At 64.4% G+C, this 22,851-nt stretch carries 26 protein-coding genes and 1 riboswitch; of the genes, 17 read left to right on the plus strand and 9 right to left on the minus strand.

The features are described 5' to 3' along the window. Nucleotides 1-186 precede the first annotated feature (186 nt). The 3 genes from AC0L2F_RS00940 (at nt 187) to AC0L2F_RS00950 (ending at nt 3,418) form a co-directional block, all read left to right on the plus strand. Nucleotides 187-1,140, plus strand: a complete 954-nt coding sequence (locus tag AC0L2F_RS00940; RefSeq protein WP_007614838.1) for a ribose-phosphate pyrophosphokinase — start codon at nt 187-189, stop codon at nt 1,138-1,140. 218 nt (nt 1,141-1,358) lie between these two features. Continuing rightward, nucleotides 1,359-2,387: a putative zinc-binding metallopeptidase gene (locus AC0L2F_RS00945; protein WP_473247188.1), complete on the plus strand. Its 1,029-nt coding sequence runs from the start codon at nt 1,359-1,361 to the stop codon at nt 2,385-2,387. After that, the gene (locus AC0L2F_RS00950; RefSeq protein WP_007596826.1) at nt 2,384-3,418 is read left to right on the plus strand and encodes a D-alanine--D-alanine ligase family protein; all 1,035 of its coding nucleotides are present in this window, start codon (nt 2,384-2,386) and stop codon (nt 3,416-3,418) included. The genes AC0L2F_RS00945 and AC0L2F_RS00950 overlap by 4 nt, the downstream gene beginning before the upstream one ends. A gap of 76 nt (nt 3,419-3,494) precedes the next feature. On the opposite strand, the gene AC0L2F_RS00955 is transcribed toward AC0L2F_RS00950, so the two are convergent. Further along, nucleotides 3,495-4,058, minus strand: a complete 564-nt coding sequence (locus AC0L2F_RS00955; protein WP_473247189.1) for a 6,7-dimethyl-8-ribityllumazine synthase — start codon at nt 4,056-4,058, stop codon at nt 3,495-3,497. Nucleotides 4,059-4,134: 76 nt separating this feature from the next. Further along, nucleotides 4,135-4,292: riboswitch (FMN riboswitch) on the minus strand. 385 nt (nt 4,293-4,677) lie between these two features. On the opposite strand from AC0L2F_RS00955, the gene AC0L2F_RS00960 reads away from it, so the two are divergent. Together AC0L2F_RS00960 and proC are read left to right on the plus strand one after the other, a co-directional pair. After that, nucleotides 4,678-5,178: a type III secretion system chaperone family protein gene (locus AC0L2F_RS00960; RefSeq protein WP_018453509.1), complete on the plus strand. Its 501-nt coding sequence runs from the start codon at nt 4,678-4,680 to the stop codon at nt 5,176-5,178. A 202-nt stretch (nt 5,179-5,380) separates the two neighbouring features. After that, entirely contained in the window at nt 5,381-6,205 is an 825-nt protein-coding gene (proC, locus tag AC0L2F_RS00965; RefSeq protein WP_473247190.1) for a pyrroline-5-carboxylate reductase, read from the plus strand. A gap of 132 nt (nt 6,206-6,337) precedes the next feature. Here the strand turns inward: proC and AC0L2F_RS00970 are convergent, their stop codons facing one another. The 5 genes from AC0L2F_RS00970 to AC0L2F_RS00990 all read right to left on the minus strand — a co-directional run bounded on the left by AC0L2F_RS00970 (nt 6,338) and on the right by AC0L2F_RS00990 (nt 10,580). Next, nucleotides 6,338-6,733 carry a thioesterase family protein gene (locus AC0L2F_RS00970; protein ID WP_473247191.1) on the minus strand — a complete coding sequence of 132 codons (396 nt, stop codon included), beginning with the start codon at nt 6,731-6,733 and terminating at the stop codon, nt 6,338-6,340. A gap of 198 nt (nt 6,734-6,931) precedes the next feature. Continuing rightward, nucleotides 6,932-7,180 carry a tautomerase family protein gene (locus tag AC0L2F_RS00975; protein ID WP_088931232.1) on the minus strand — a complete coding sequence of 83 codons (249 nt, stop codon included), beginning with the start codon at nt 7,178-7,180 and terminating at the stop codon, nt 6,932-6,934. 55 nt (nt 7,181-7,235) lie between these two features. After that, entirely contained in the window at nt 7,236-8,756 is a 1,521-nt protein-coding gene (hisS, locus tag AC0L2F_RS00980; protein ID WP_473247192.1) for a histidine--tRNA ligase, read from the minus strand. Between the two features lie 50 nt (nt 8,757-8,806). Next, nucleotides 8,807-9,325: a YegJ family protein gene (locus AC0L2F_RS00985; RefSeq protein WP_007614853.1), complete on the minus strand. Its 519-nt coding sequence runs from the start codon at nt 9,323-9,325 to the stop codon at nt 8,807-8,809. A 172-nt stretch (nt 9,326-9,497) separates the two neighbouring features. After that, nucleotides 9,498-10,580, minus strand: a complete 1,083-nt coding sequence (locus AC0L2F_RS00990) for a branched-chain amino acid aminotransferase (RefSeq protein WP_007614854.1) — start codon at nt 10,578-10,580, stop codon at nt 9,498-9,500. A 340-nt stretch (nt 10,581-10,920) separates the two neighbouring features. On the opposite strand from AC0L2F_RS00990, the gene AC0L2F_RS00995 reads away from it, so the two are divergent. From AC0L2F_RS00995 to AC0L2F_RS01005, 3 genes are read left to right on the plus strand one after another with little or no spacing between them, the layout of a single operon-like run. Then, a complete protein-coding gene (locus AC0L2F_RS00995; RefSeq protein WP_007596846.1) occupies nt 10,921-11,460 on the plus strand; it encodes a MarR family winged helix-turn-helix transcriptional regulator in 540 nt (179 codons plus the stop codon). Beyond that, nucleotides 11,457-12,188, plus strand: coding sequence for a response regulator (locus AC0L2F_RS01000; protein ID WP_473247193.1), 732 nt, complete (start codon nt 11,457-11,459; stop codon nt 12,186-12,188). The genes AC0L2F_RS00995 and AC0L2F_RS01000 overlap by 4 nt, the downstream gene beginning before the upstream one ends. 17 nt (nt 12,189-12,205) lie before the next feature. Continuing rightward, nucleotides 12,206-13,594 carry an ATP-binding protein gene (locus AC0L2F_RS01005; RefSeq protein WP_007614856.1) on the plus strand — a complete coding sequence of 463 codons (1,389 nt, stop codon included), beginning with the start codon at nt 12,206-12,208 and terminating at the stop codon, nt 13,592-13,594. 104 nt (nt 13,595-13,698) lie between these two features. Here AC0L2F_RS01005 and AC0L2F_RS01010 read toward each other — a convergent pair whose 3' ends face one another. Together AC0L2F_RS01010 and AC0L2F_RS01015 are read right to left on the minus strand one after the other, a co-directional pair. Next, the gene (locus AC0L2F_RS01010; RefSeq protein WP_063993935.1) at nt 13,699-14,229 is read right to left on the minus strand and encodes a DUF3617 domain-containing protein; all 531 of its coding nucleotides are present in this window, start codon (nt 14,227-14,229) and stop codon (nt 13,699-13,701) included. A gap of 44 nt (nt 14,230-14,273) precedes the next feature. Further along, on the minus strand, nt 14,274-14,567 hold the full coding sequence (locus AC0L2F_RS01015; RefSeq protein ID WP_007614858.1) for a hypothetical protein: 294 nt from the start codon (nt 14,565-14,567) through the stop codon (nt 14,274-14,276). Nucleotides 14,568-14,749: 182 nt separating this feature from the next. Here AC0L2F_RS01015 and AC0L2F_RS01020 point away from each other — a divergent pair, with 182 nt between their 5' ends. From AC0L2F_RS01020 to AC0L2F_RS01035, 4 genes are all read left to right on the plus strand, one after another. After that, entirely contained in the window at nt 14,750-15,214 is a 465-nt protein-coding gene (locus tag AC0L2F_RS01020; RefSeq protein ID WP_007614859.1) for a hypothetical protein, read from the plus strand. Between the two features lie 114 nt (nt 15,215-15,328). After that, nucleotides 15,329-16,021 carry a ribonuclease T2 family protein gene (locus AC0L2F_RS01025; protein ID WP_063993936.1) on the plus strand — a complete coding sequence of 231 codons (693 nt, stop codon included), beginning with the start codon at nt 15,329-15,331 and terminating at the stop codon, nt 16,019-16,021. Nucleotides 16,022-16,073: 52 nt separating this feature from the next. Next, nucleotides 16,074-16,934 carry a 23S rRNA (adenine(2030)-N(6))-methyltransferase RlmJ gene (locus AC0L2F_RS01030; protein WP_063993937.1) on the plus strand — a complete coding sequence of 287 codons (861 nt, stop codon included), beginning with the start codon at nt 16,074-16,076 and terminating at the stop codon, nt 16,932-16,934. Between the two features lie 249 nt (nt 16,935-17,183). Further along, nucleotides 17,184-17,399 (plus strand): cold-shock protein, encoded by a 216-nt coding sequence (locus AC0L2F_RS01035; RefSeq protein ID WP_007614865.1) that lies wholly within the window; start codon nt 17,184-17,186, stop codon nt 17,397-17,399. 70 nt (nt 17,400-17,469) lie between these two features. Here AC0L2F_RS01035 and AC0L2F_RS01040 read toward each other — a convergent pair whose 3' ends face one another. Continuing rightward, the gene (locus tag AC0L2F_RS01040) at nt 17,470-18,093 is read right to left on the minus strand and encodes an outer membrane protein (protein WP_007614867.1); all 624 of its coding nucleotides are present in this window, start codon (nt 18,091-18,093) and stop codon (nt 17,470-17,472) included. A 250-nt stretch (nt 18,094-18,343) separates the two neighbouring features. Here AC0L2F_RS01040 and uvrC point away from each other — a divergent pair, with 250 nt between their 5' ends. The 5 genes from uvrC (at nt 18,344) to prmB (ending at nt 22,815) form a co-directional block, all read left to right on the plus strand. Beyond that, complete coding sequence (gene uvrC, locus AC0L2F_RS01045) at nt 18,344-20,413, plus strand: excinuclease ABC subunit UvrC (RefSeq protein WP_473247194.1); 2,070 nt, start codon at nt 18,344-18,346, stop codon at nt 20,411-20,413. Nucleotides 20,414-20,510: 97 nt separating this feature from the next. After that, on the plus strand, nt 20,511-21,128 hold the full coding sequence (pgsA, locus tag AC0L2F_RS01050; protein ID WP_007596859.1) for a CDP-diacylglycerol--glycerol-3-phosphate 3-phosphatidyltransferase: 618 nt from the start codon (nt 20,511-20,513) through the stop codon (nt 21,126-21,128). Continuing rightward, the gene (moaD, locus tag AC0L2F_RS01055) at nt 21,125-21,376 is read left to right on the plus strand and encodes a molybdopterin converting factor subunit 1 (RefSeq protein WP_007614873.1); all 252 of its coding nucleotides are present in this window, start codon (nt 21,125-21,127) and stop codon (nt 21,374-21,376) included. Before pgsA ends, moaD begins: the two co-directional genes overlap by 4 nt. 3 nt (nt 21,377-21,379) lie before the next feature. Continuing rightward, on the plus strand, nt 21,380-21,856 hold the full coding sequence (locus AC0L2F_RS01060; protein ID WP_473247195.1) for a molybdenum cofactor biosynthesis protein MoaE: 477 nt from the start codon (nt 21,380-21,382) through the stop codon (nt 21,854-21,856). Beyond that, nucleotides 21,856-22,815 carry a 50S ribosomal protein L3 N(5)-glutamine methyltransferase gene (prmB, locus tag AC0L2F_RS01065; RefSeq protein WP_473247196.1) on the plus strand — a complete coding sequence of 320 codons (960 nt, stop codon included), beginning with the start codon at nt 21,856-21,858 and terminating at the stop codon, nt 22,813-22,815. Before AC0L2F_RS01060 ends, prmB begins: the two co-directional genes overlap by 1 nt. Nucleotides 22,816-22,851 lie beyond the last annotated feature (36 nt).

Genomic DNA, 22,851 nt, shown 5'->3' on the forward strand with positions numbered 1-22,851 from the left:
GAAACCACGGTCCCAACTTCCGGCCAAACCGTTGGCCGGACTCGGGATTTCGCAGGGAAAACGTAGCGTCCCGGGTTGCCATTGCAGCCTCCGGCCTGATATTTCCTCGCCCGTCGTAACCGTGCTTCCAGTGGGTATTGTTTGATGTTGAACATCGTGTCCAGCAAAGCGCGGGAGGAAGCGTCCATGTCGGCCAAGAACGGCTCCATCAAGCTCGTCGCCGGCAACTCCAATCCGGCTCTCGCGCAGGCCATCGCGCAGGGTCTCGACCTGCCGCTGACCAAGGCGGTGGTACGGCGCTTCGCCGACATGGAGATCTTCGTCGAGATCCAGGAGAACGTGCGCGGCTCGGATGCCTTCGTCATCCAGTCGACCTCATTCCCGGCGAACGACCATCTGATGGAATTGCTGATCATCACCGACGCATTGCGCCGCTCCTCGGCGCGCCGCATCACCGCGGTGCTGCCCTATTTCGGCTACGCCCGGCAGGACCGCAAATCGGGCTCGCGCACGCCGATCTCGGCAAAACTCGTCGCCAATCTGATCACGCAGGCCGGGGTCGACCGCGTCATGACGCTGGACCTGCATGCCGGCCAGATCCAGGGCTTCTTCGACATCCCGACCGACAACCTCTACGCGGCGCCGCTGATGGTGCGCGACATCAAGGACAAGTTCGATCTCTCCAGGACGATGGTGATCTCGCCCGACGTCGGCGGCGTGGCGCGCGCACGCGGTCTCGCCAAGCGCATCAACACCCCGCTCGCGATCGTCGACAAGCGCCGCGAGAGGGCGGGTGAATCCGAGGTCATGAACGTGATCGGCGATGTCGCCGGCTACACCTGCATCCTGATCGACGACATCGTGGACTCCGGCGGCACGCTGGTGAACGCCGCCGACGCGCTGATCGCCAAGGGCGCCAAGGACGTCTACGCCTACATCACCCACGGCGTGCTCTCCGGCGGCGCTGCGGCCCGAATCACGAACTCCAGGCTGAAGGAGTTGGTGATCACCGATTCGATCCTGCCGACCGATGCGGTGAGCAAGGCGCCGAACATCCGCACGCTGCCGATCGCCAGCCTGATCTCCGACGCGATCGCGCGCACCGCGGCGGAAGAGTCGGTGTCGAGCCTGTTCGACTAAGCACGCTGACCTCGTAGGGTGGGTTAGCCCTGCGGACTGCGCGAAGCGCAGACCGCTCGGCGTAACCCACCACTTCTGCCCCCGCGGAAAGTAAGAGGTGGGTTACGGCTGCGCCTAACCCACCCTACGGCTCCCTCACGCGCAAGGCGCGGGTTGTTGCCAACGAGCGCCCATGACATCATCCGAATCCCGAGTCATCTCTGCCCTCTGGATGCCCGATGCCACGCCGGAAATTTGCCTGGGAGAAGCTGTCGGATGACGAGTTGCTCAAGCAACGCCTCTCCAGCCTGAGGGTTACGGTCGAAGGCACCTGGCTCGAGGACTGCGTCAGCACGCTGTACGAGGAGCTCGAGGAGCGCGGCATCCGGCTGCGGCCGCACACCTGGATGTCGAGCGAATGGTTCAGTCCGGGCGGCGTTCCCGGCATCGCCATTCCGTTCTATCTCGCTCATCCGCGCCTGATGAAGCTCGAGAAGAAGATGATGTTCGACGTCGAGGGCGGGACCTGGCGCGAATGCATGGCCATCCTCCGTCACGAAGCGGGCCACGCCATACAGCACGGCTACCAGTTGCAGCGCCGCCGGCGCTGGCAGCAACTGTTCGGCCCGTCGTCGAAACATTATCCACGCTACTACCGGCCCAATCCGGCCAGCCGGCGCTATGTCCAGCATCTGCGGCTGTGGTATGCGCAGAGCCACCCGGACGAGGATTTCGCCGAGACCTTTGCGGTGTGGCTGCGGCCCCGTTCGAACTGGCGGACGCGATACGCGGGGTGGCCGGCGTTGAAGAAGCTCGAATATGTCGACGAGCTGATGGGCGAGATCGCGGGCAAGCGACCGCCGATCACGACACGGGAGCGTGTCGATACGCTGGGTCGGCTCAGCCAGACGCTCGAAGAGCACTACAAGAAGAAGCAGGCGTTCTACGCCTTCACGCCCCCCAAGACCTACGACCGCGATCTCTCCCGCCTGTTTTCGGCCGATCCACGGCATCACCGCTCAAAGCCGGCTTCGGCCCTGATCAGGCGCCACCGCTCCCAGATCAGGCAATTGGTCTCCCGATGGACCGGCGAGAATCAACTTACGCTCGATGCCGTGCTTGACGAGATGATCTCTCGTTGTCGCGAGCTCGATCTGCGCGCCGCCGGTCCCGAACAGAAGCTCGTTCTCGACTTCATCGTCCTCGTCACCGCCAAGACGATGCACACGATGTTTGGCCCGTCTCGACGAAAATGGATCGCGCTATGAGACGTCTGCGCATTCTGGTCCTCATGCATCCGGACTTCGTGCCGCCGGACTCCAGCGACGGGCATACCGCGCAGGAAATCAACGCGTGGAAAACCGAATACGACGTGGTGAGTACCTTGCGCGCAGCCGGCCACGAGGTTCGACCACTCGGCGCGCAGGAGGAAATCAAGCCGGTGCGCGAAGCGATCGAGGAGTTCAAGCCGCACGTGGTGTTCACGCTGCTGGAGGAATTCCACAACAACGTCGCTTTCGACCAGCACATCGCGAGCTATCTCGAGCTGATGAAGGTCCCTTATACCGGGTGCAATCCGCGCGGACTGACCCTGGCCCGCGGCAAGGACTTGTCCAAGACGCTGGTGCATCACCGCCGGATCGCCGCGCCGGCCTTTGCCGTCTTCCCGATGCGCCGCAAGGTGAAACGCCCGACGCGTCTTGCGCTGCCGCTGATCGTCAAGAGCCTGAACATGGATGGCTCGTTCGGCATCTCGCAAGCCTCGATCGTCGATACCGACGAGAAGCTGGCGGAGCGGGTCGCCTTCATCCACGAGCGGGTTGAATCCGCCGCCATCGCCGAGCAGTTCATCGAGGGGCGAGAGCTTTACGTCGGCGTGCTCGGCAACAACCGCTTACGCGTTCTGCCGGTCTGGGAGTTGAAATTCGGCAGCATGGGCGGCCGCTCGTCACGGCACATCGCCACGGAGAAGGCCAAGCACGACACCGACTATCAGGAGAAGGTCGGCATCGTCGACGGGCCCGCGAAGGATCTGGCGCCGGAAGTGACCGCCAGGATCCAGCGGGCCGCGAAACGCATCTACCGGGTGCTTGGCCTCGACGGCTACGCGCGCATCGATTTTCGTCTCACCGCCGACGGCACGCCGTATTTCATCGAAGCCAATCCCAATCCCGAGATCGCGAAGAGCCAGGAATTCGCCACGGCGGCTCTACATGACGGGCTCAAATATCCGGCTCTCCTGCAGCGCATCCTGGCCCTCGGGATCAGCCGCGCCAAAGCGGGCGTGTCATTGGGGTAATGACGGCGGCGATCGCCCCTCATCCTTCGAGACGCGCTTGGCGCCCCTCGGGATGAGGGATGGTCGTTGCGCCGCGTTACACGATTCCCGCGGCGACCTGGCCGCGCAGGCGTTCGAGCCCGAGCAATGTCTCCGCACAGGCGGCCGCAACCTCGACGCCCTTGATCGCGAAATGCCTGCGGAAGAAATCGTAGTGCACCTCGGTCTCGTGGAATTGCTGCGGTGTCAGCACCGCGGAGAACACGGGCACCTCGGTGCGCAGCTGCACGTCCATCAGCGCCTTGATCACGGTGTCGGCGACGAACTCATGGCGATAGATGCCGCCGTCGACGACGAGGCCGGCCGCGACGATCGCGGTGTAGCGCCGTGTCTTGGCCAGGATCTGGGCGTGCAGCGGGATCTCGAACGAGCCCGGCACCTCGAACACGTCGACATGATTGAGGTGGCGTGCTTCCGCCTCCCTCACGAAGGCGATACGGGCCTCCGCGACCACGTCGCGGTGCCAGCAGGCCTGCACGAAGGCCACCCGCTGCGGTTTCGCGAAGCGCGGATGGTCGGGCGCCGGATCCTGCGGAACCGGCGGTGGCGTTTGGGTTGGTTGGGAGGTTTCGGCTTGGGTATCTTGCAACATCTGATTCATGGCTTTCCTCAGTTAAGGACCAGAATCAGGGCACACGGAACGACAAACAGCCGCATCCTGCGATGCGTCTGCCACCGACCGTTCTCTTTCATCCGGACTTTAACCGTCGGCTTCGGAGTTGCACCGAATCTGCTGACCCTTCCCCTCAGCAAGGCTTTGAGGAAGGCGCTCGCGGGCTTGGGCCTTACGGCCCTTACCGCCGGTGGGGACTTTCACCCCGCCCTGAGAACATCGGCCGTCCGGAATGAACGGCCTGACCGAAATATGACGCCGGTTGGGGGCCGCGGCAAGCGGGTTCCGCATGGGAAAACCGCATGGTCCCATGCCGCTATAGTGGTCCAGGGGCACGGGACGGAATTAACGATTGGCGGGCCATCGAATCCGATTCCGATTTGTTCTTCCCGTTAATAATTGTGGCGGAGATGAGCTGTGGACGAACGAGTCCTGACTTGTGGACGGACTCGGCAGCCAGTTGCGCAGATTCCGCAAATCACATCAGTTGATCCGCGACAAGCCCGCGCTGATCCGAACGGATCGCCTTAACGAATTTAAAGGGAGCGCGCGCCGGACCAACCGCGTGCGTATCAAAGACAACAAAAAGGCAAGAGGTCGAGACGGCATGTCCCTGCTCGAAGGCACCATCGATTCCAAAAACCATCCGCTCGCGGTGGTCGAGGATATCGCTGCCAGCAACAACTGGCCGTTCGAACGCTCCGGCGAAGACGAACTCACGATTGTCTCCAAGGGACAATGGACCGACTACCAGATCTCCTTCACCTGGATGGGCGAGATCGAGGCGCTGCATCTGGCCTGCGCCTTCGACATGAAGATTCCGGTTGCACGGCGACCGGAGGTCCAGCGGCTCGTCGCCGCGGTCAACGAGCAATTGTGGGTCGGGCACTTCGACCTGTGGACCACCACCGGCATGATCATGCACCGGCAGGCCCTGGTGCTACCGGGCGGGCTCATCGCCTCCACTGGGCAATGCGAAGCCATGCTCGCCGGCGCCATCCACGCCTGCGAACGCTATTTCCCGGCGTTCCAGTTCGTGGTGTGGGCGGGCAAGTCCACGACGGAAGCCATGGACGCGGCGATGTTCGACACGGTGGGCGAGGCGTAAGCGCACTCTCGAGGCGGCGAGCGAGCCCGGCTTTCTTCCACCGTCGTCCTGGCGAAAGCCAGGACCCATACCGCGAGGTCTTTGTATAGCTCGCGATGCTTGTTGCCCTGCCATCCTTCCACTAGAACCAGCCGTGGTAATGGGTCCTGGGCCCCCGTGCGCAATTGCGCACTAGGCCAGGACGACGGCGGTGGCGACAGCGATGGCGAACAGCACTCTCGAAAACATCACCGGCACCATCCTGCTCGCCGGCGCCGGCAAGATGGGCGGCGCAATGCTGACCGGATGGCTTTCGGGCGGGCTCGATCCGCGCCGGGTCGCGGTGATCGATCCGCACATCTCGGCCGAGATCACCGCACTTGCCGCCAAGGGCGTCGCGCTCAATCCTGATGTGACGACGGCGGGCCAGGTCGAGACGCTCGTGGTCGCGGTGAAGCCGCAGATGTTCCGCGAGGCCGGCGCCAAGCTGAAGCCGTTCGTCTCCGACAAGACCGCGGTGGTGTCGATCATGGCGGGAACCACCATCGCCTCGCTCGAGGAGGTCTGCGGCGGCGCGGTGGTGCGCGCAATGCCGAACACGCCGGCCGCGATCGGTCGCGGCATCACGGTGGCTGTCGCCGCGAACAGCGTCAGCGCGCCGCAACGCGCGGTGGCCGATGCGCTGCTACGGGCCACCGGCTCGGTCGAATGGGTCGACGATGAGAGCCTGATGGACGCGGTGACCGCGGTGTCCGGCTCCGGCCCGGCCTATGTGTTTTTGCTGGCGGAAGAGCTCGCGCGCGCCGGCGTCGAGGCCGGCTTGCCCGAGGCACTGGCGACAAAACTCGCGCGCGAAACCGTCGCCGGCTCGGGTGAACTTCTCCACCAATCGGATCTGCCGTCGAGCACGCTGCGCCAGAACGTCACCTCGCCCGGCGGCACCACGGCCGCAGCGCTCGGCGTGCTGATGGGCGAACCAGGCCTGCGCGATCTGATGATCCGCGCGATCGCGGCGGCGACGCAGCGGTCGAAGGAATTGGCGAAGTAAGGAAGCTATCCCCTCATGGTGAGGAGGCGCGAAGCGCCGTCTCTAACCATGCAGGCCCCGCTCTCGCCCGGGGCGATCCTTCGAGACGACCGCTGCTCGGTCTCCTCAGGATGAGGGCAGAGCAAGCGGCTCCTATGTCGCCCCCAGCCGCTTGTTGAACATCTCGACATTGACGAGCCCGCGCGCGTGGCGGCCTTCGCCGAGTTTTCGCAAGCCCTCGAAGGCCTCGACCTCGAAGCGGATGACGCGGCGCTCGACCGCGAAAACCTTCGCGCTGGTCCGCACCGTCGCACCGACCAAAGCTGCCGCAAGATGGCGGATATCGACCTCGGTGCCGACGGTGACCCAGCCGGGCTGAAGCGCGGCACGAATCGCATCGCCCGACGTCATCTCCATTTCCAGAATCATCATCGGCGTCGCATAGACCATCGGCATGCCGGGCACGAAATGCCCGACCGTGCGCTCCACCGGCACCACCAGCGTGCGCTCGGCGCTCATGCCGACCTTGATGAAGTCGCGTGCGTCCATGGAGCCTCCCCCGTCGTCCTGGACAAGCGAGCAAAGCGAGCGCCGATCCAGGACCCATTACCCCGACTGAACATTGTCATGCGCGGCCGAAACCACGACCTGCTGCAACAACTGCCGCTTGGGGTAATGGGTCCTGGCCCCCGTGCGCAATTGCGCACTAGGCCAGGACGACAGTTGCGCTTGCAGCTGCAGCGGTAGCTACTTCTTCGCAGCCGCCGCGCGCTCCACGAACGTCTTGCCGCCCTTCATCTTGTGGGCGAGCGGGGCTTCGTTGATCTGGATGACAACGGCGTCGGCATCGACGCCGAGATTCTTCACCAGCGCCTGGGTGATGTCGCGCATCATGCCGGCCTTCTGCTCGTCGGTGCGGCCCACGGCCATGCTGACAGTGATCTCAGGCATTTTTCTCTCCCTTGGGGCCGAACACCGGCCATTGACGGTCGTCATCAAACAGGACGTGGATGCCCGGGACAAGCCCGGGCATGGCGGCGTCAGCGAATGGCTAGCCCCAGCTCACGTCATGGCGCGCCAACACCTCGCGCACTTTGGCGACGAGGTCGGCCTCGCTGCACGAGAACTGCGCCGGGCGGCTCTCGCGCCATTCCTGGTTGGAAGCGATCGCGGCCGCCGCCTTCGCGCCCTCGATCAGATCCTTGATCTGCACCTCGCCACGCGCTTTTTCATCCGAGCCCTGGATGATGACGCAAGGCGCATTGCGGCGGTCGGCATATTTGAGTTGGTTGCCCATGTTCTTGGGATTGCCGAGATAGAGCTCGGCGCGAATGCCTGCGGTTCGCAACGATGCAACCATCTTCTGGTAGTCGGCGACGCGATCGCGGTCGAACACGGTGACGACGACGGGGCCGAAGCCGGGCTTCGTGTCGAGCTTGCCGAGCAGCGTCAGCGCGGCCTGAAGGCGCGACACGCCGATGGAAAATCCAGTCGCTGGCACCGGCTCGCCGCGGAAGCGCGAGACGAGACCATCATAGCGGCCGCCACCGCCGACCGAGCCGAAACGGACCGGGCGGCCTTTTTCGTCCTTGGTGTCGAGCAGCAGTTCGACCTCGTAGACGGGGCCGGTATAATATTCGAGGCCGCGCACGACGGACGGATCAATCTTGATGCGGTCTGCGCCGTACCCCGACGCCGTCACCAGTTTGGCGATCTCTTCCAGCTCGCTCACGCCGGCCTGACCGACTTCGCTCTTGGCGAGATAGGTTTCCGCGGCGGCAATGGCCTCTTTCCAATCGTCGCGCGGCTTGGTGATGGCAAGAACGACGTCAGCCTCCGACGCGTTCAGGTTGGCGCCCTTCGTGAAGTCGCCCTTGCCCTCTTCGCCGCCATCCCATCTGCCGGGACCGAGGAGCTTGCGAACTTCCTCGGCAGGAAATTTGTCGAGCTTGTCAATGGCACGCAGCACGGTCAGTCTGCGCGCTGCGTTCTCTTCGCCGCCGAGCCCGATCGCTTCCAGAACGCCGTCGAGCACTTTTCGGTTGTTGACCTTCACGACATAGGAGCCACGCGCGATGCCGAGCGCCTCCATCGTGTCCGCGGCCATCATGCAGATCTCCGCGTCCGCCGCCGGCGTCGCCGAGCCGACCGTGTCGGCGTCGAACTGCATGAACTGACGGAAGCGGCCGGGGCCGGGCTTCTCGTTGCGGAACACGTAGCCGACGCGGTAGCTGCGATAGGGCAGGACCAGACCATCGGTCCCGTATCGCTCGCCGACGTAGCGCGCGAGCGGCGCGGTTAGATCATAACGCAGCGAGATCCACTGCTCGTCGTCGTCCTGGAACGAGAACACGCCCTCGTTCGGACGATCCTGGTCGGGCAGGAATTTACCGAGCGCGTCGGTGTATTCCATCGCCGGCGTTTCCACGGGCTCGAATCCGTAGAGCTCGTAGACGGCGCGGATCTTCTCCACCATCTCGCGCGTGGCCCGGATCGCGGCGGGATCGCGATCCTCGAGCCCGCGCGGCAGGCGCGCCTTCAGTTTCGGCGATTTTTTGGGTTTTTCGGCCATGCGCGGCATTTACCAGCCGACGCGGGGTGCGGCAACTGCCGGGTAGGCCCTTACGGCTGCTCCATCCGCGCCCGGAGCGCGTCGGCATCCGCCTTCGGCATGGATTTCAGCAGCGGCCTGATGGTTTCGCCGCCGACGATCTTGCCGTTGCGCATGAACATCCAGTCCGAGATGTCGGCATCCTTGAACGCGGCGAGGTCTCCCAACCGCTTTCCTGGCAGATTTCGCGGCGTATCCCCAAACCGCGCTGCATATTCCCCACCCGGAAGCTTCTTCACTTCACTCATCCAGATGTGCTCGTCGTTCCCGGTGCTCGGAAATCGAACCTTGAGAGCGTGCTCCGTCTCCGTTCGCTTTGGCGCTTCATAGGAAGCCCAGAAGACAGGCAAGGTAGCGCGTGCGCGAGCGATCGCGGCATTCATCTCGGCGTCGGTGTCGGCCACGCTGATGACCCGGTCCGCCACCTCGACCGCCGGTCCAGGCCTCAATGTTAGAATGCCGAAGAGAGCGACTGCCGTGACGACAGCGGATACGGCCCATTTGATTGGCTGAGAGAGATTGGCAGGCATGTCGCAACGTGAAGCTTGATGTCCTAGTCATTGTCGCACAGTTGCACCGATGGATTCAACAACTAAAGGTCAGCGCCATTCGTGCAAACGCAGCGCAGCTCCTTCCAAGCAAGTTGCGCTGCGTTTCCGTTTAGCGAGCTTGGGTCCGGCACTCTGCCCGGAACACGAAGCCTCAATCCACCTTCCGTATCCAGTTGTGCGGATCGTTGGTGCGGCCGTACTGGATGTCGACGAGCTGCTTGCGCAGCCCCATGGCAACGGGGCCCGCGGCGCCGCCGCTGATCTCGAAATCGCCGCTCACCGACCGCACCGTGCCGATCGGCGAGATCACGGCCGCGGTGCCGCAGGCAAACGCTTCCTTCAGCTTGCCGCTTGCCGCATCCTTGCGCCACTGGTCGAGCGAGTACGGCTCCTCGCGCACGGTCTTGCCGGCGTCTTTGGCCAGCGCGATGATCGAATCGCGGGTGATGCCGGGCAGGATCGTGCCGAGCGGCGGCGTCGACAGCGAGCCGTCGTCGAACACGAAGAACACGTTCATGCCGCCGAGCTCCTCGATATAGCGGCGCTCGATCGCATCGAGGAACACGACCTGGTCGCAGCCGTGCTGGATCGCTTCGGCCTGGGCGCGCAGGCTTGCGGCATAGTTGCCGCCGCATTTGACGGCGCCGGTGCCGCCGACGGCAGCGCGCGTGTAATTCTCGGACACCCAGATCGAGACCGGCGCGGGGCCGCCCTTGAAGTAGGAGCCGACCGGCGAGGCGATCACCGCGAAGATGTATTCGGACGACGGCTTGACGCCGAGGAAGGTTTCGCTCGCGATCATGAAGGGGCGCAGGTAGAGGCTGCCCTCGCCGCCGGGCATCCAGGCGCGGTCGATGCGCACGATTTGCTCGACCGCCTCGATGAAGACGTCTTCAGGGAGCTGCGCCATCGCCATGCGGTCGGCCGAGTCCTTGAAGCGCCGTGCATTGGCGTCGGGGCGAAACAGGTTCACGCCGCCGTCATCGCGCTTGTAGGCCTTGAGGCCTTCAAAAATTTCCTGGGCGTAGTGCAGGACGGCGCCGGCCGGATCGAGCTGGAAATTGGTGCGCGCCTCGACACGCGCCTCGTACCAGCCGCCCTTGGCCTGGTTGTAGCGGACCACTGCCATGTGGTCGGTGAAGACCCGCCCGAAACCGGGGTCAACCAGCTTGGCGACCCGATCCTTCTCGGGGGTCGGATTGGATGCGGGCTGGATGTCGAATTTCATGCTCATGTCCTTGCCTCCCGCTGCCGGTGGCGGCGCCGTTCTGGCACCCGCCTGCCCTGATTTGGGCCCGGCTGGCTCGATTGGTTTCTGGCCGGACCGCCGCCAGCCTTGTTACGGCCGGTTTCCGTGGCCAGCATGTCACCGAGGACATGCTTTTGCGGAAGACGGAAGTCCAGTATGTTTTGCCGAAATGCCGTTCGACAATCGCACGGTAGATCTGCTCCGGCCGTCTCCGCCTGTCCGGCCCACTGCGGCCGCCGTGCTTCGATGCCCCACCCGACGCGAAACGATCTAAAATTTCGTACGGGCTGATCGTTTTGTAACATTGAACCCAAGATACGTCAATATGCCTGACATAAATTTCGCGACTCCTTCTCAAGACGCTGCCGGGCCGCGGCCGGCCGCAGACGACGGAGGCAATTTGCGCTGGGATATCATCGAACTGCTGTTCTTCGCCTATCGCGATTTCGTCGGCGATCCCGACCAGGAGCTGGAGGCGTTCGGCTTCGGCCGGGCCCATCACCGCGTCATGCACTTTGTCTATCGTTATCCCGGCCTCAAGGTCGCCGACCTCCTCGACGTCCTGCGCATCACCAAGCAATCGCTCGGCCGGGTACTCAAGCAGCTCCTGGACGAGGGCTATATCGTGCAGAAGACCGGCGACAATGATCGCCGCCAACGCCTGCTGTTTGCGACACCGAAGGGCGAGGCGCTGGTGCAGAAGCTCGCCGGCCTCCAGACCACGCGCATCACCAAGGCGCTCGCCGAGATGGCGCCGCAGGATGCCGAGACCGTCAAGCGCTTCCTGCGCGCGATGATCGACCGCGACGATCCGGACAAGGTGCTGGAGACGATCTTTGCCACCGTCAATCAAGACAAGGAGTGACCGTGCCGCTCGCTGCCACGCTCGCACGCCCGCCGGCACGTCCCGCCGACGATGCCCCGCATCTCCTCCTGGTCGACGACGACCGCCGTATCCGCGATCTGCTCTCGCGCTTCCTTGCCGGCGAAGGCTATCGCGTCTCGACCGCCGCCAGCGCCAGCGACGCCCGTTCCAAGCTTTTGGGCCTGAACTTCGACCTCTTGATCCTGGATGTCATGATGCCCGGCGAGACCGGCTTCGATCTCGCCCGTTTCATCCGGACCTCGTCCTCGGTGCCGATCGTGATGCTGACGGCGCGGCATGAAGCCGAAGCGCGCATCGAGGGCCTGCAGATCGGCGCCGACGATTACGTCGCAAAGCCGTTCGAGCCGCGCGAGCTTGCGCTGCGCATCAACAACATCCTCAAGCGCGCCGCGCCGCCGCCACAGGCCGCTGCGGTGGAGAAGATCGCGTTTGGCCCGTACATTTATCACATCGAGCGCGGTGAACTGCGCCAGGGCGAAGACGTCATTCACCTGACCGACCGCGAGCGCGAGATGCTGCGGATTCTGTCGGAGACACCGGGCGAGACCGTGCCGCGCAGCGCGCTGACCGGCAATGGCAGCGTCAACGAGCGCGCCGTCGACGTGCAGATCAACCGCCTGCGGCGCAAGATCGAGACCGATCCCGCCAATCCGCTGTTCCTCCAGGCCGTGCGCGGCATCGGCTACCGGCTGGTAGCCTCGCCATAAAGAGTGAAGCGCCACCGATGAGCACGATCGATACCGGCCTGACGCTTTTGAAGAGCGCCGCCGGCCGCGTCTCCGCCGCCAATGGCTGGATGGGCAATGCGTTCAAGGGCTGGATGCCGACCGGCCTCTACGCGCGTGCGCTGCTGATCATGATCGTGCCGATGGTGATCCTGCAATCGGTCGTCGCCTTCGTGTTCATGGAGCGGCACTGGAACACGGTGACACGGCGCCTGTCGGCCGCCGTAGTGCAGGACATCGCCGCGCTGATCGACGTCTACAAGGGCTATCCGCAAGACAAGGATCGTGACCAGATCCGCCGCATCGCGCAGCAGCGCCTCGGCCTCGTCGTCGATTTCCTCCCGGCCGGCGACATGCCGCCGCCGGGACCAAAGCCGTTCTTCTCGCTGCTCGACCAGACGCTGTCGGTGCAGCTCGGCCGCCAGATCGGGCGCTCCTTCTGGATCGACACGGTCGGCCGCTCCAACCTCGTCGAGATCCGGATCCAGCTCGACGACGCCGTGATGCGCGTGTTCGCGCAGCGCAGCGCCGCCTATGCCTCGAACTCGGAGATCTTCCTGTTCTGGATGGTCGGAACGTCCTCGATCCTGCTGATCGTCGCGGTGCTATTCCTGCGCAACCAGATCAAGCCGATCCTGCGACTTGCCGACGCCGCCGAAAGTTTTGGCAAGGGCCGGGAGGCGCCGAATTTCCGCCCGCGCGGCGCGCGCGAGGTGCGGCGCGCGTCGGTCGCCTTCCTCGAAATGAAATCGCGCATCGAGCGGACGATGGAGCAGCGCACCGCGATGCTCGCCGGCGTCAGCCACGATCTGCGCACGATCCTGACGCGGTTCAAGCTCGAGCTGGCGCTGATCGGCGACAGCCCCGAGATGGAGGGCATGCGCAAGGACGTCGACGAGATGTCGATGATGCTCGAGGACTACCTCGCATTTGCCCGCGGCGATTCCGGCGAGCAGTCGCAGCCGACCGACATGGCGCAGGCGCTCGAGGAGCTGCGCAGCGACGCCGAGCGCCACGGCCACATTGCGACCGTCGCGTTCAACGGACTGCCCGTGGTCACGGTGAAGCCGGCCTCGTTCAAGCGCTGCCTCGCCAACCTCGTCACCAACGCCGCTCGCTATGGCAAGAGCATCGCCATCACCGGCCAGCGCGATCACCGTTATTTGACCGTGACGGTCGACGATGACGGGCCGGGCATTCCCGCGCATCTGCGTGAAGAGGTTTTCAAGCCGTTCCTGCGGCTGGACAACGCCCGCAATCAGGACGAAGGCGGCACCGGCCTCGGCCTCGCGATCGCCCGCGACATCGCCCGCTCGCATGGCGGCGACATCACGCTTGGCGACAGCCCGATGGGGGGATTAAGGGCGAGCGTGCGGATACCGGTGTAGCTGATGTAGCCCGGATGGAGCGAAGCGCAATCCGGGATCCTTTCTTCGCGATCGACGCACCGGTCCCGGATTTCGCTTCGCTCCATCCGGGCTACGATCTCACCCTATTTCGGCAACAGCGCCTTGAGCTTGTCCATGTCGCGTACGTTCATCTTGAAGCCGCCGGGCATCACGATATCGCCGGGCTTCTGGTCCGGCTTGCAGGCCCCCAGCCATTTCGCTTCGAGCTGCATGCTCGTGTCGCGGCCTGCCGTGCCGGCGGCGCCGCCTTGCGCGTGCGACGACGTCTTCACCGTATAGGCCGAATTGAAATCGCCGGTGATCTCAGCATGCGAGGTCGTGCTGATGCCGGCGACATTGCACTCGGAATCGCTGACATAGCCGGTTGCGGTCTTCTTGATGTCCTGTTTGGCGCATATCTGCTTGGCCATCGGGGAGACGTTGTTGTTCATCTCCTTGTCGACGGTCTCGTCGGTGCAGTGCTGCATGGTCATCTCGGGCACCGGCGTGCCGGTCCTGACCATCTTCAATTCCCACAGGCCCGCCTTGCGCACCGGCAGGTCGTCAGCGCGGGCGCTGCCTGCCGACAAGACGAGGCAAAGGGCGGAGCCGAGCAAAGCGAGTTTGCGCGTCATGTGGGAAGCTCCCGGCTGCGAGATAGCGGCGTTGCGAAAGCGCCTCAGTAGAGCGTGCGGATCGGCTGGTCGGCGGCGCCATAGGGCACCCAGCGGCAGGAGAACGAGATGTAGCCGCCCTCATAGGCCTGCATCGCCAGGAATTTGGCGACCTTGCCATAGCGCGCACAGTGATCGACCGCGACCTGCCGCGCATCGACCTGGGTTGCCATTGAATAGGCGATGATGCCGCCGGTGTCGTTGCCCTTGAACGGAGGCACCGGAAGGAGATCGGCGCGCGCCGACTGGCTCGCCAACATACCCAGGGCAAGTAGGCCCGCGGCCGCAATGATTCGCATTCCCGTCACTCCGATTGGTTGGCGGCAGTTTACGGTGCCGGCGCGGCGGTGGAAAGAACGGAAGACCCCTCTAACGCAGCATTGCGGTCAACTCGTCGGCAAGTGTTGCCGCGCTGCACTTGACCTCCCCCGGCCTTCGCGGCACCGTCCGACCCTCGCAGATCATGCTGTCTGGATTGCCCATGCGCGCCTCGACCTTCCTGAAATCGCTCCGCTTTGCCGCCGTGCTCGGCCTTCTGTTCGGGGCGCTGTCGCTCGGCGAGGCCAGGGCCGCCAATCCGCTGGAGCTGAATTTCTGGCTGAGCGGGCCGCGCTATGACGGCAACGTCTCCGAATGCGACAGGGCGCTGCCGACGATCGCCACCCAGTTCTGGGAGAAGGAAAGCTCGTTCTGGAATTCCTCGTTGAAGATCACCGGCTTCTCCGCGGTTCACGAGACTGCGTTCCGGCCCTGGGCGTCCGACAACATTCCCCGCCGCTATTGCACCGGCGAAGCCATGCTCACCGATGGCAAGCTGCGCAAGGTGCATTTCTCGATCGTCGAGGATGGCGGCTTCGCCGGCTACGGCCAGGGCGTCGAATGGTGCGTGGTCGGGCTCGACCGCAACTGGGCCTACAACCCGGCCTGCCGCGCCGCCAAGCAATAATTGCTCTGATCCGGACCGATCAGGCGGCCGACCGACGGTTGCCCGCATTTTGTTCTTGAAATGTTCCTATCGCCTGCTAGGCTCGTCTGCACAGTCTAGTTGAGGGGCGTCGCCATGTTTCATTCCAGATTGCATTCGTTCTCCCGCCTGATGATCTCGCTGACGCTTGCGGCCGGGCTGGCTGTATTGGCCGGTGGCGCCAAGGCCCAGGACAAGCGGCAGAACACGCCCGGCGAATTCGATTTTTATGTGCTGTCGCTGTCGTGGTCGCCCTCCTTCTGCGAAGAGGCGGCGGAGCGCGGCGGCCGCTCGCAGATCCAGTGCAGCGGACGGCCCTACGCTTTCGTGGTCCATGGTCTGTGGCCGCAATATGAGAACGGTTTCCCGGAATATTGCCAGCGGCCGTCGCCGCGGCTGAACCGCAGCATCGTTTCCTCCATGCTCGACCTGATGCCGGCGCCGGGGCTGATCTTCAACGAGTGGGACAAGCACGGCACCTGCTCGGGGCTCGCCGACCGCAGCTATTTCGAGACGATCCGGAAGGCGCGCGCCGCGATCAAGATTCCGGCCGAATATCTCGATTTGTCGCAGGCCAAGACGGTGGCGCCGGCGGAGGTGGAGGAAGCCTTCATCAAGGCCAATCCGGGCCTCAGCGATGCCGCCGTCTCGATCACCTGCAACCGGACGCGGCTATCGGAAGTCCGCATCTGCCTCAGCAAGGACCTGCAATTCCGCGCCTGCGAGGAGATCGACCGCCGCGCCTGCCGCCGCGACCAGGTGGCGATGCCGCCGATCCGGGGTGGCTAGCCCAGGCGTCGTGCCTCTTTGCTCAAGCCGTCACGTGGCGTAGTGCTCTTGCATGAATTACCGTCACGCCTTCCATGCCGGCAACTTCGCCGATGTCATCAAGCACATCGTGCTGGCGCGCATCATCACCTATCTCCAGGACAAGCCGGGCGCGTTCCGCATCATCGACACCCATGCCGGCGCCGGCCTCTACGATCTCGAAAGCGATGAGGCGCGCCGCGGCGGCGAGTGGCTGACGGGCATTGCGCGGCTGATGCAGGCGCGGCTGTCGAACGACGCCATGGCGCTGACCAAGCCCTATCTCGACATCGTCCGCGCCTTCAATCCGAAGGGCGAGCTCAAGGCCTATCCGGGCTCGCCGCTGATCGCGCGCGGCCTGCTGAGGCCGCAGGACCGCCTCTTGCTCTGCGAGCTCGAGCCGAAGGCGCGCAAGGCGCTGATCGGCGTGCTGCGCCGCGACGAACAGGCCCGCGTGGTCGACCTCGACGGCTGGATGGCGCTGCCGGCTTTCGTGCCGCCGAAGGAACGGCGTGGGCTCGTGCTGATCGACCCGCCGTTCGAGGCCAAGGACGAGTTCGAAAAGCTCGGCGAGGCCTTCTCGGCGGCTTTCGCGAAATGGCCGACCGGTATCTATGTAATCTGGTATCCCGCCAAGAGCCGGCGCGCCACCGACACGCTGGTGCAATCAGTGGCGCGGCTCGCAGCCGCAGCAAAGCCGCCGGGAAAATGCCTGCGCCTCGAATTCAGCGTGGCGCCGCAAGCTGACGGCGCAGCCCTCACGTCCAGCGGGCTCTTGATCGTCAATCCTCCTTACACGCTGCAGGGCGAGCTCAAGACGATCCTGCCCGAGCTGGAAATGCCGCTCGGCCAGGGTGGCGCTGCCAGATTCCGATTAGAGGTGCCGAGACCGTAACACTCCGGCATCTTGGGAAAAATATGCAGGAGCGGTAGTCAATCTGCAGAGAACCGTATTATGCTGTTGCAGTGACTGGCTTTACGTTCCGCTTCCGCGAATGGTTGCGGCGGAGTGAAGGCCTAAGAAAGATCCAGTCGGACCGAATGGTCTGCCCAAGGATGGCCAGCTCCCGGGCTTCGTAAGGCCCGGTCATGTCGTGACGTGCGTCTGCGTCACGACGGAGGAGCAATGAGGGGGAGTTTCCCGATGGCCATGACGGGAACGGTCAAGTTTTTCAACGGTGAGCGCGGCTACGGATTCATCAAACCGGACGACGGGGGCCGCGACGTCTTCGTGCATATTACTGCTGTGGAGCGGGCCGGACTGAAGGACCTTGCCGAAGGACAGCGCATTACTTTCGAAGTCGAACCGGACAAGAAGGGCAAGGGGCCGAAGGCGGTCGATTTGGTCATCCTTCCCTAGCGCGCCTGGCGTAAAAAAAATCCCGGCCGCAAGCGGCCGGGAGGTTGGTCCGGTATTTTCTTCTTAGCTATCAGAAGCGATAGTTCACGCCTGCGCGCACAACGCTGGCGCTATAGCCGTTTGACACGCCCGTAATCGCGAACTGGCTCGTCGACAGATCGATATAGAGATATTCGAGCTTGGCGCTCCAGTTCGGCGCGAACCCGACTTCCGCGCCGGCACCGATGGTCCAGCCGGCGCTGGTGTGCGACTCGGTCCAGCCGAACGTCTGCGCGCGCAGCTCACCGAAGGCGAGGCCCGCCGTGCCGTAGAACAGCACGTTGCTGAAGGCGTAGCCGGCGCGGCCACGCAGGGTGCCGAACCACGGATTGGAGAACTTCCACGGCGCGAAGGTGTCGTCGGCACCGGCGGCCTGGATGTCGCCCTCAACACCGAACACCCATGGGCCGTTCTGGAAATTGTAGCCGGCCTGAACGCCGCCGACGAAGCCTGACGGCTTTGCGGGATTGTTGCTCACCGAACCCCATTCGTAGCCGAGATTGGCGCCAAGATACGGACCAGCCCAGCTATAGGCATTGAGCGGCTGATTGACCGTGTAAGGCGCACGCTGCCCGTAATTGAGATCGGCGGCCTCTGCCGAAGCCGTCCAGCCGACTGCAGCCAACGCGGCTGCGCCCACAACGAGCCCCTTCATCACACACTCCAACGCAACTGCCGTCACCGCTGCGGTGCCCACGCCGCCGCGCGAGGCAAAACCGCATGGTTACGGAACCATCCCTTTTTCGCGTAAGATTTATCGAGAGTTTTAAGTTAAAGGCCTGTTAAGCCGGGTTACCGCGCTGTTAACAGGCTTAAGCAAGCGTTACCGGGAACTGCGCCGCCATCCTGTGCGTGCGGCACGGCCGGAACTTCAAATCGGCACCCGCAGCGCCTAAATTCGCACCATGGTTCACGATTCCCCCGACAATCCGGACGACGCACGCGCGCGCAAACCCGTGCGCGGCAACGCGCCCGACGTCCCGCCCCAGGAAATTGAAGCGGCGCCGCCGGACCTCGATCCCGCCACCGCGAACGGCGACGACGAGGATGATGCGCGGCTGCCGGACATCCTGGAAGAGAGCGGCACCGTCGGCGAAGAGCCGCTGGCGACCGGCCACGAGGCGATCGAACGCGCGGTCCGCCTCGCCCCCACCTCGCCCGGCGTCTATCGCATGCTCAATGCGAACGCCGACGTACTCTATGTCGGCAAGGCCAAGAACGTCAAAAAGCGCCTGTCGAACTATGCGCGCCAGAGTGCGCCGCAACCGGCGCGCATCCTGCGCATGATCGCCGCCACGGTGACCGTGGAAATCATCTCGACCCACACCGAGACCGAAGCGCTGCTGCTGGAAGCCAACCTCATCAAGCAGCTTCGGCCGCGCTTCAATGTGCAGCTGCGCGACGACAAGTCGTTTCCCTATATCCTGATCACGGGCGACCATTGGGCGCCGCAGATCCTGAAGCATCGCGGCGCGCAGACGCGGCCCGGTCGCTATTTCGGCCCGTTCGCCTCGGCCGGCGCCGTCAACCGCACCATCACCGCCCTGCAGCGCGCGTTCCTGATCCGCTCCTGCACGGATTCCTTCTTCGAGAGCCGCTCGCGGCCCTGCCTGCTCTACCAGATCCGCCGTTGCGCCGGCCCCTGCACCCGCGAGATCGACTTCCCCGGCTACACGACCCTGGTGCGCGAGGCGAGCGACTTCCTGTCCGGCAGGAGCCATGCGGTGAAACAGGAGCTTGCTAGCGAGATGGAGAAGGCCTCCGGCGAGCTCGAATTCGAGAGCGCCGCGCTCTACCGCGACCGCCTCGCTGCGCTCTCCGCGATCCAGTCGCAGCAGGGCATCAATCCGCGCACGGTGGAGGAAGCCGACGTGTTCGCCATCCACCAGGAGGGCGGCTTCTCATGCGTCGAGGTGTTCTTCTTCCGCACCGGGCAGAACTGGGGCAACCGCGCCTATTTCCCGCGCGCGGAGAAGACGTATACGCCGGAAGAGGTGCTCGGCTCCTTCCTCGCCCAGTTCTATGACGACAAGCCGCCGCCGAGGAACATCCTGCTCTCACACGAGATCGAGGAGAGCGAGTTGCTCGCCAACGCGCTGTCGATCAAGGCCGGCCGCAAGGTCGAGGTGTCCACGCCGAAGCGCGGCGAGAAGAAGGAACTCGTCACCCACGCGCTCACCAACGCGCGCGAGGCCTTGGGCCGCAAGCTCGCGGACACCGCGACGCAGAGCCGCCTGCTGGACGCCATGGCAACGACCCTGAGCCTGCCGCATGCGCCGAAGCGGATCGAGGTCTACGACAACAGCCACATCCAGGGCACCAACGCAGTCGGCGCCATGATCGTCGCCGGCCCGGACGGTTTTGTGAAAAACCAGTACCGCAAGTTCAACATCAAGTCGGAAGGGATCACGCCGGGCGACGACTTCGCGATGATGCGCGAGGTGCTGGAGCGCCGCTTCAAGCGCCTGATCAATCCGCCCGAAGAGGGCGCTGCCAAAACCAAGGACGACGACTTCCCGCGATGGCCCGATCTCGTGATCATCGACGGCGGCCGCGGCCAGCTCAACGCGGTCCGGGAAATCTTTGCAAATCTCGGCCTGACCCAGGTGGCGCTGATGTCGGTGGCCAAGGGGCCGGACCGGGATGCCGGCCGCGAGACCCTGTTCATGCCGGAGCGCGAGGCGATCAAGCTGGAGCCGCGCGACCCCGTGCTCTATTTCATCCAGCGGCTGCGGGACGAGGCGCACCGCTTCGTCATCGGCTCACACCGCAAGCTGCGCAAGAAGGACATCCGCGAGGCCGGCTTGCAGGAGATTCCGGGCATCGGTCCGTCACGCAAACGTGCCTTGCTGCATCATTTTGGAACCCTGAAGGAGATCGAACGGGCTTCAATCACCGATCTCGGCAAGGTTCCGGGGGTGAGCGCCGAGAGCGCTCGCAGGATTTTCGAGTATTTCCATCCCCAGCCGGGGTGAAATAAAGGGGGGCCGCGGTCATATGGTCGTCGCATCCCGCACCCCATTTGGGAGCGGAACGGTTGACCTTCACGCTGCAGCGGTATTGGTAGGACGGATGAACATCGCCACGACACGAGGGACGACCAGCCGCGCGATGTCCCTCCCGAACATCCTGACCTACGGCCGGATCGCCGCGATCCCGGTCGTGGTCGGGTGCATCTACGCACAGTCGATCATGGACGGCCCGCTGTGGCTGCGCTGGGTCGCGGTCGCCATTTTCATCGCGGCTGCGGTCACCGACTACCTCGACGGCTATTACGCGCGGATCTGGAATCAACAATCGGCGTTCGGCCGGATGCTCGATCCGATCGCCGACAAGCTTCTGGTCGCTTCGTGCCTGCTGATGCTGGCCGCCGACGGCATCATTCACGGCTGGTCGCTGTGGGCCGCCATCGTGATCCTGTGCCGCGAGATCCTGGTCTCGGGCCTGCGCGAATATCTTGCCGCGCTGCGCGTCAGCGTGCCCGTGACCAAGCTTGCGAAATGGAAGACGACGGTTCAGCTCATCGCCATCGGCTTCCTGCTGGCTGGTCCGGCCGGCGATGAGGTCGTGCCCATGGTCTCGATGATCGGACTGGCGCTGCTCTGGGCCTCGGCGATCCTCACCATGTACACCGGCTACGACTATTTCGGCGCCGGCATCCATCACCTCATCAAGGAGGATGAGGGATGAAGGTGAAGTACTTCGCCTGGGTGCGCGAGCGCATCGGCAAGGCCGAGGAGACCATCGAGCCGCCCGCGACCGTGCGCACCGTGGAAGAGCTGATCGCCTGGCTATCCGGCCAAAGCGAAGCCTACGCCTACGCATTCGAGAAGCCGAAGGTGATCCGCGCCGCGATCGACCATGCCCACGTCAAGTCGGACGCCGCGATCGCGGGCGCTCGCGAGATCGCGTTCTTCCCGCCGATGACCGGCGGCTAGGCCATGCCCGTCACCACCTGCCCGGTCACCATCCGTATCCAGCAAGACGATTTCGACATCGCGCGCGAGATCGCGGTGCTGACCGGGAACCGCACCGACATCGGTGCGGTCGTGAGCTTTTCGGGCATCTGCCGCGGCGACGAGGACAGCGCGAAGATCGCCGCGCTCTCGCTCGAGCACTATCCGGGCATGGCCGAGGAAGAGATCAGGCGCCATGCCGATGAGGCCACCTCGCGCTGGCCCCTCAACGGCGTCACGGTGATCCATCGCGTCGGCCGTTTTATGCCCGGCCAGAACATCGTGCTGGTGCTGACCGCCTCGCAGCACCGCCAGGCAGCGTTCCAGGCAGCCGAGTTCCTGATGGATTATCTCAAGACCAACGCGCCGTTCTGGAAGAAGGAAGAGAGCGCCACCGGCACCGGCTGGGTCGAGGCCCAGACCCGCGACGACGAAGCCGCCGCACGCTGGACCCGATCCTGATGGCAACAACGTCCAAAAAGACCGTGCGCGGCCGCGCCGCGCCAAAGCTCGCGAAAGTGGGCCGCGGCGAGCTTCTCACGCTGATCGATTTCGTCCGCTATGCGGTCAGCCGCTTCAATGAGGCCAAGCTCGCCTTTGCCCATGGCACGCCCGATCCGGTCGCGGAAGCGGCCTTCCTGGTCTGTGAAGCCCTGCATCTGCATCCCGAGCAGTTCGAGATTTTTGCCAACGCGCGCGTCACGGCCGCCGAGGGCAGGACCATTGTCGATCTCATCCATCAGCGCGTCACCACCCGCAGACCGGCCGCGTATCTCGTCAACAAGATCTACATGCGCGGCCTGCCGTTCTATGTCGACGAGCGCGTCATCGTTCCGCGCTCCTTCATCGGTGAGCTCTTGGAATCGCATTTCGGCGGAGACGGCGAAGCCGGCTCGCTGATCGACGACCCCAGCGCGGTCGAGCGGGTGCTCGATCTCTGCACGGGATCGGGATGCCTCGCGATTCTGGCCGCGCATCATTTTCCGAACGCCACGATCGACGCCGTCGATATCTCGAAGGGCGCGATCGACGTCGCCAGACGAAATGTCGGCGAATACGGGCTCGATGACCGCATCAGCCTGCATCGCGGCGACCTGTTCGCCCCGCTCGGTGCCGCCAAATACGACCTGATCATCACCAACCCGCCCTATGTCGATGCCGAAGGCATGGCGGCGCTGCCGCCGGAGTGCCGGGCCGAGCCGAAGCTCGCCTTTGACGGCGGCGCCGACGGTCTCGACGTGGTGCGCCGGATCCTGCGCGACGCGCCCGGCCACCTGACGCCGGATGGTGGGCTGATCTGCGAGATCGGCCGCGGCCGCGAATTGGTCGACGAGGCCTTTCCCGAACTGCCGCTGCTCTGGCTCGACACCGAGGACTCCGAGGGCGAAGTGTTCTGGATCGCGGCAGCCGATCTCGGCTGATCCATTGCGGCGGCCGACCTCGTTCGGAACAAGTCA

The organism is Bradyrhizobium sp. Ken64, assembly GCF_055807555.1.

What these genes read in the sequence shown, in the direction of transcription:
- AC0L2F_RS00940 (WP_007614838.1), top strand. Translation starts at nt 187, where the DNA reads ATGTCGGCCAAGAACGGCTCCATCAAGCTCGTCGCCGGCAACTCCAAT.
- AC0L2F_RS00945 (WP_473247188.1), top strand. Translation starts at nt 1,359, where the DNA reads ATGCCACGCCGGAAATTTGCCTGGGAGAAGCTGTCGGATGACGAGTTG.
- AC0L2F_RS00950 (WP_007596826.1), top strand. Translation starts at nt 2,384, where the DNA reads ATGAGACGTCTGCGCATTCTGGTCCTCATGCATCCGGACTTCGTGCCG.
- AC0L2F_RS00955 (WP_473247189.1), bottom strand. Translation starts at nt 4,058, where the DNA reads ATGAATCAGATGTTGCAAGATACCCAAGCCGAAACCTCCCAACCAACC.
- AC0L2F_RS00960 (WP_018453509.1), top strand. Translation starts at nt 4,678, where the DNA reads ATGTCCCTGCTCGAAGGCACCATCGATTCCAAAAACCATCCGCTCGCG.
- proC (WP_473247190.1), top strand. Translation starts at nt 5,381, where the DNA reads ATGGCGAACAGCACTCTCGAAAACATCACCGGCACCATCCTGCTCGCC.
- AC0L2F_RS00970 (WP_473247191.1), bottom strand. Translation starts at nt 6,733, where the DNA reads ATGGACGCACGCGACTTCATCAAGGTCGGCATGAGCGCCGAGCGCACG.
- AC0L2F_RS00975 (WP_088931232.1), bottom strand. Translation starts at nt 7,180, where the DNA reads ATGACGACCGTCAATGGCCGGTGTTCGGCCCCAAGGGAGAGAAAAATG.
- hisS (WP_473247192.1), bottom strand. Translation starts at nt 8,756, where the DNA reads ATGGCCGAAAAACCCAAAAAATCGCCGAAACTGAAGGCGCGCCTGCCG.
- AC0L2F_RS00985 (WP_007614853.1), bottom strand. Translation starts at nt 9,325, where the DNA reads ATGCCTGCCAATCTCTCTCAGCCAATCAAATGGGCCGTATCCGCTGTC.
- AC0L2F_RS00990 (WP_007614854.1), bottom strand. Translation starts at nt 10,580, where the DNA reads ATGAGCATGAAATTCGACATCCAGCCCGCATCCAATCCGACCCCCGAG.
- AC0L2F_RS00995 (WP_007596846.1), top strand. Translation starts at nt 10,921, where the DNA reads ATGCCTGACATAAATTTCGCGACTCCTTCTCAAGACGCTGCCGGGCCG.
- AC0L2F_RS01005 (WP_007614856.1), top strand. Translation starts at nt 12,206, where the DNA reads ATGAGCACGATCGATACCGGCCTGACGCTTTTGAAGAGCGCCGCCGGC.
- AC0L2F_RS01010 (WP_063993935.1), bottom strand. Translation starts at nt 14,229, where the DNA reads ATGACGCGCAAACTCGCTTTGCTCGGCTCCGCCCTTTGCCTCGTCTTG.
- AC0L2F_RS01015 (WP_007614858.1), bottom strand. Translation starts at nt 14,567, where the DNA reads ATGCGAATCATTGCGGCCGCGGGCCTACTTGCCCTGGGTATGTTGGCG.
- AC0L2F_RS01020 (WP_007614859.1), top strand. Translation starts at nt 14,750, where the DNA reads ATGCGCGCCTCGACCTTCCTGAAATCGCTCCGCTTTGCCGCCGTGCTC.
- AC0L2F_RS01025 (WP_063993936.1), top strand. Translation starts at nt 15,329, where the DNA reads ATGTTTCATTCCAGATTGCATTCGTTCTCCCGCCTGATGATCTCGCTG.
- AC0L2F_RS01030 (WP_063993937.1), top strand. Translation starts at nt 16,074, where the DNA reads ATGAATTACCGTCACGCCTTCCATGCCGGCAACTTCGCCGATGTCATC.
- AC0L2F_RS01035 (WP_007614865.1), top strand. Translation starts at nt 17,184, where the DNA reads ATGGCCATGACGGGAACGGTCAAGTTTTTCAACGGTGAGCGCGGCTAC.
- AC0L2F_RS01040 (WP_007614867.1), bottom strand. Translation starts at nt 18,093, where the DNA reads ATGAAGGGGCTCGTTGTGGGCGCAGCCGCGTTGGCTGCAGTCGGCTGG.
- uvrC (WP_473247194.1), top strand. Translation starts at nt 18,344, where the DNA reads ATGGTTCACGATTCCCCCGACAATCCGGACGACGCACGCGCGCGCAAA.
- pgsA (WP_007596859.1), top strand. Translation starts at nt 20,511, where the DNA reads ATGAACATCGCCACGACACGAGGGACGACCAGCCGCGCGATGTCCCTC.
- moaD (WP_007614873.1), top strand. Translation starts at nt 21,125, where the DNA reads ATGAAGGTGAAGTACTTCGCCTGGGTGCGCGAGCGCATCGGCAAGGCC.
- AC0L2F_RS01060 (WP_473247195.1), top strand. Translation starts at nt 21,380, where the DNA reads ATGCCCGTCACCACCTGCCCGGTCACCATCCGTATCCAGCAAGACGAT.
- prmB (WP_473247196.1), top strand. Translation starts at nt 21,856, where the DNA reads ATGGCAACAACGTCCAAAAAGACCGTGCGCGGCCGCGCCGCGCCAAAG.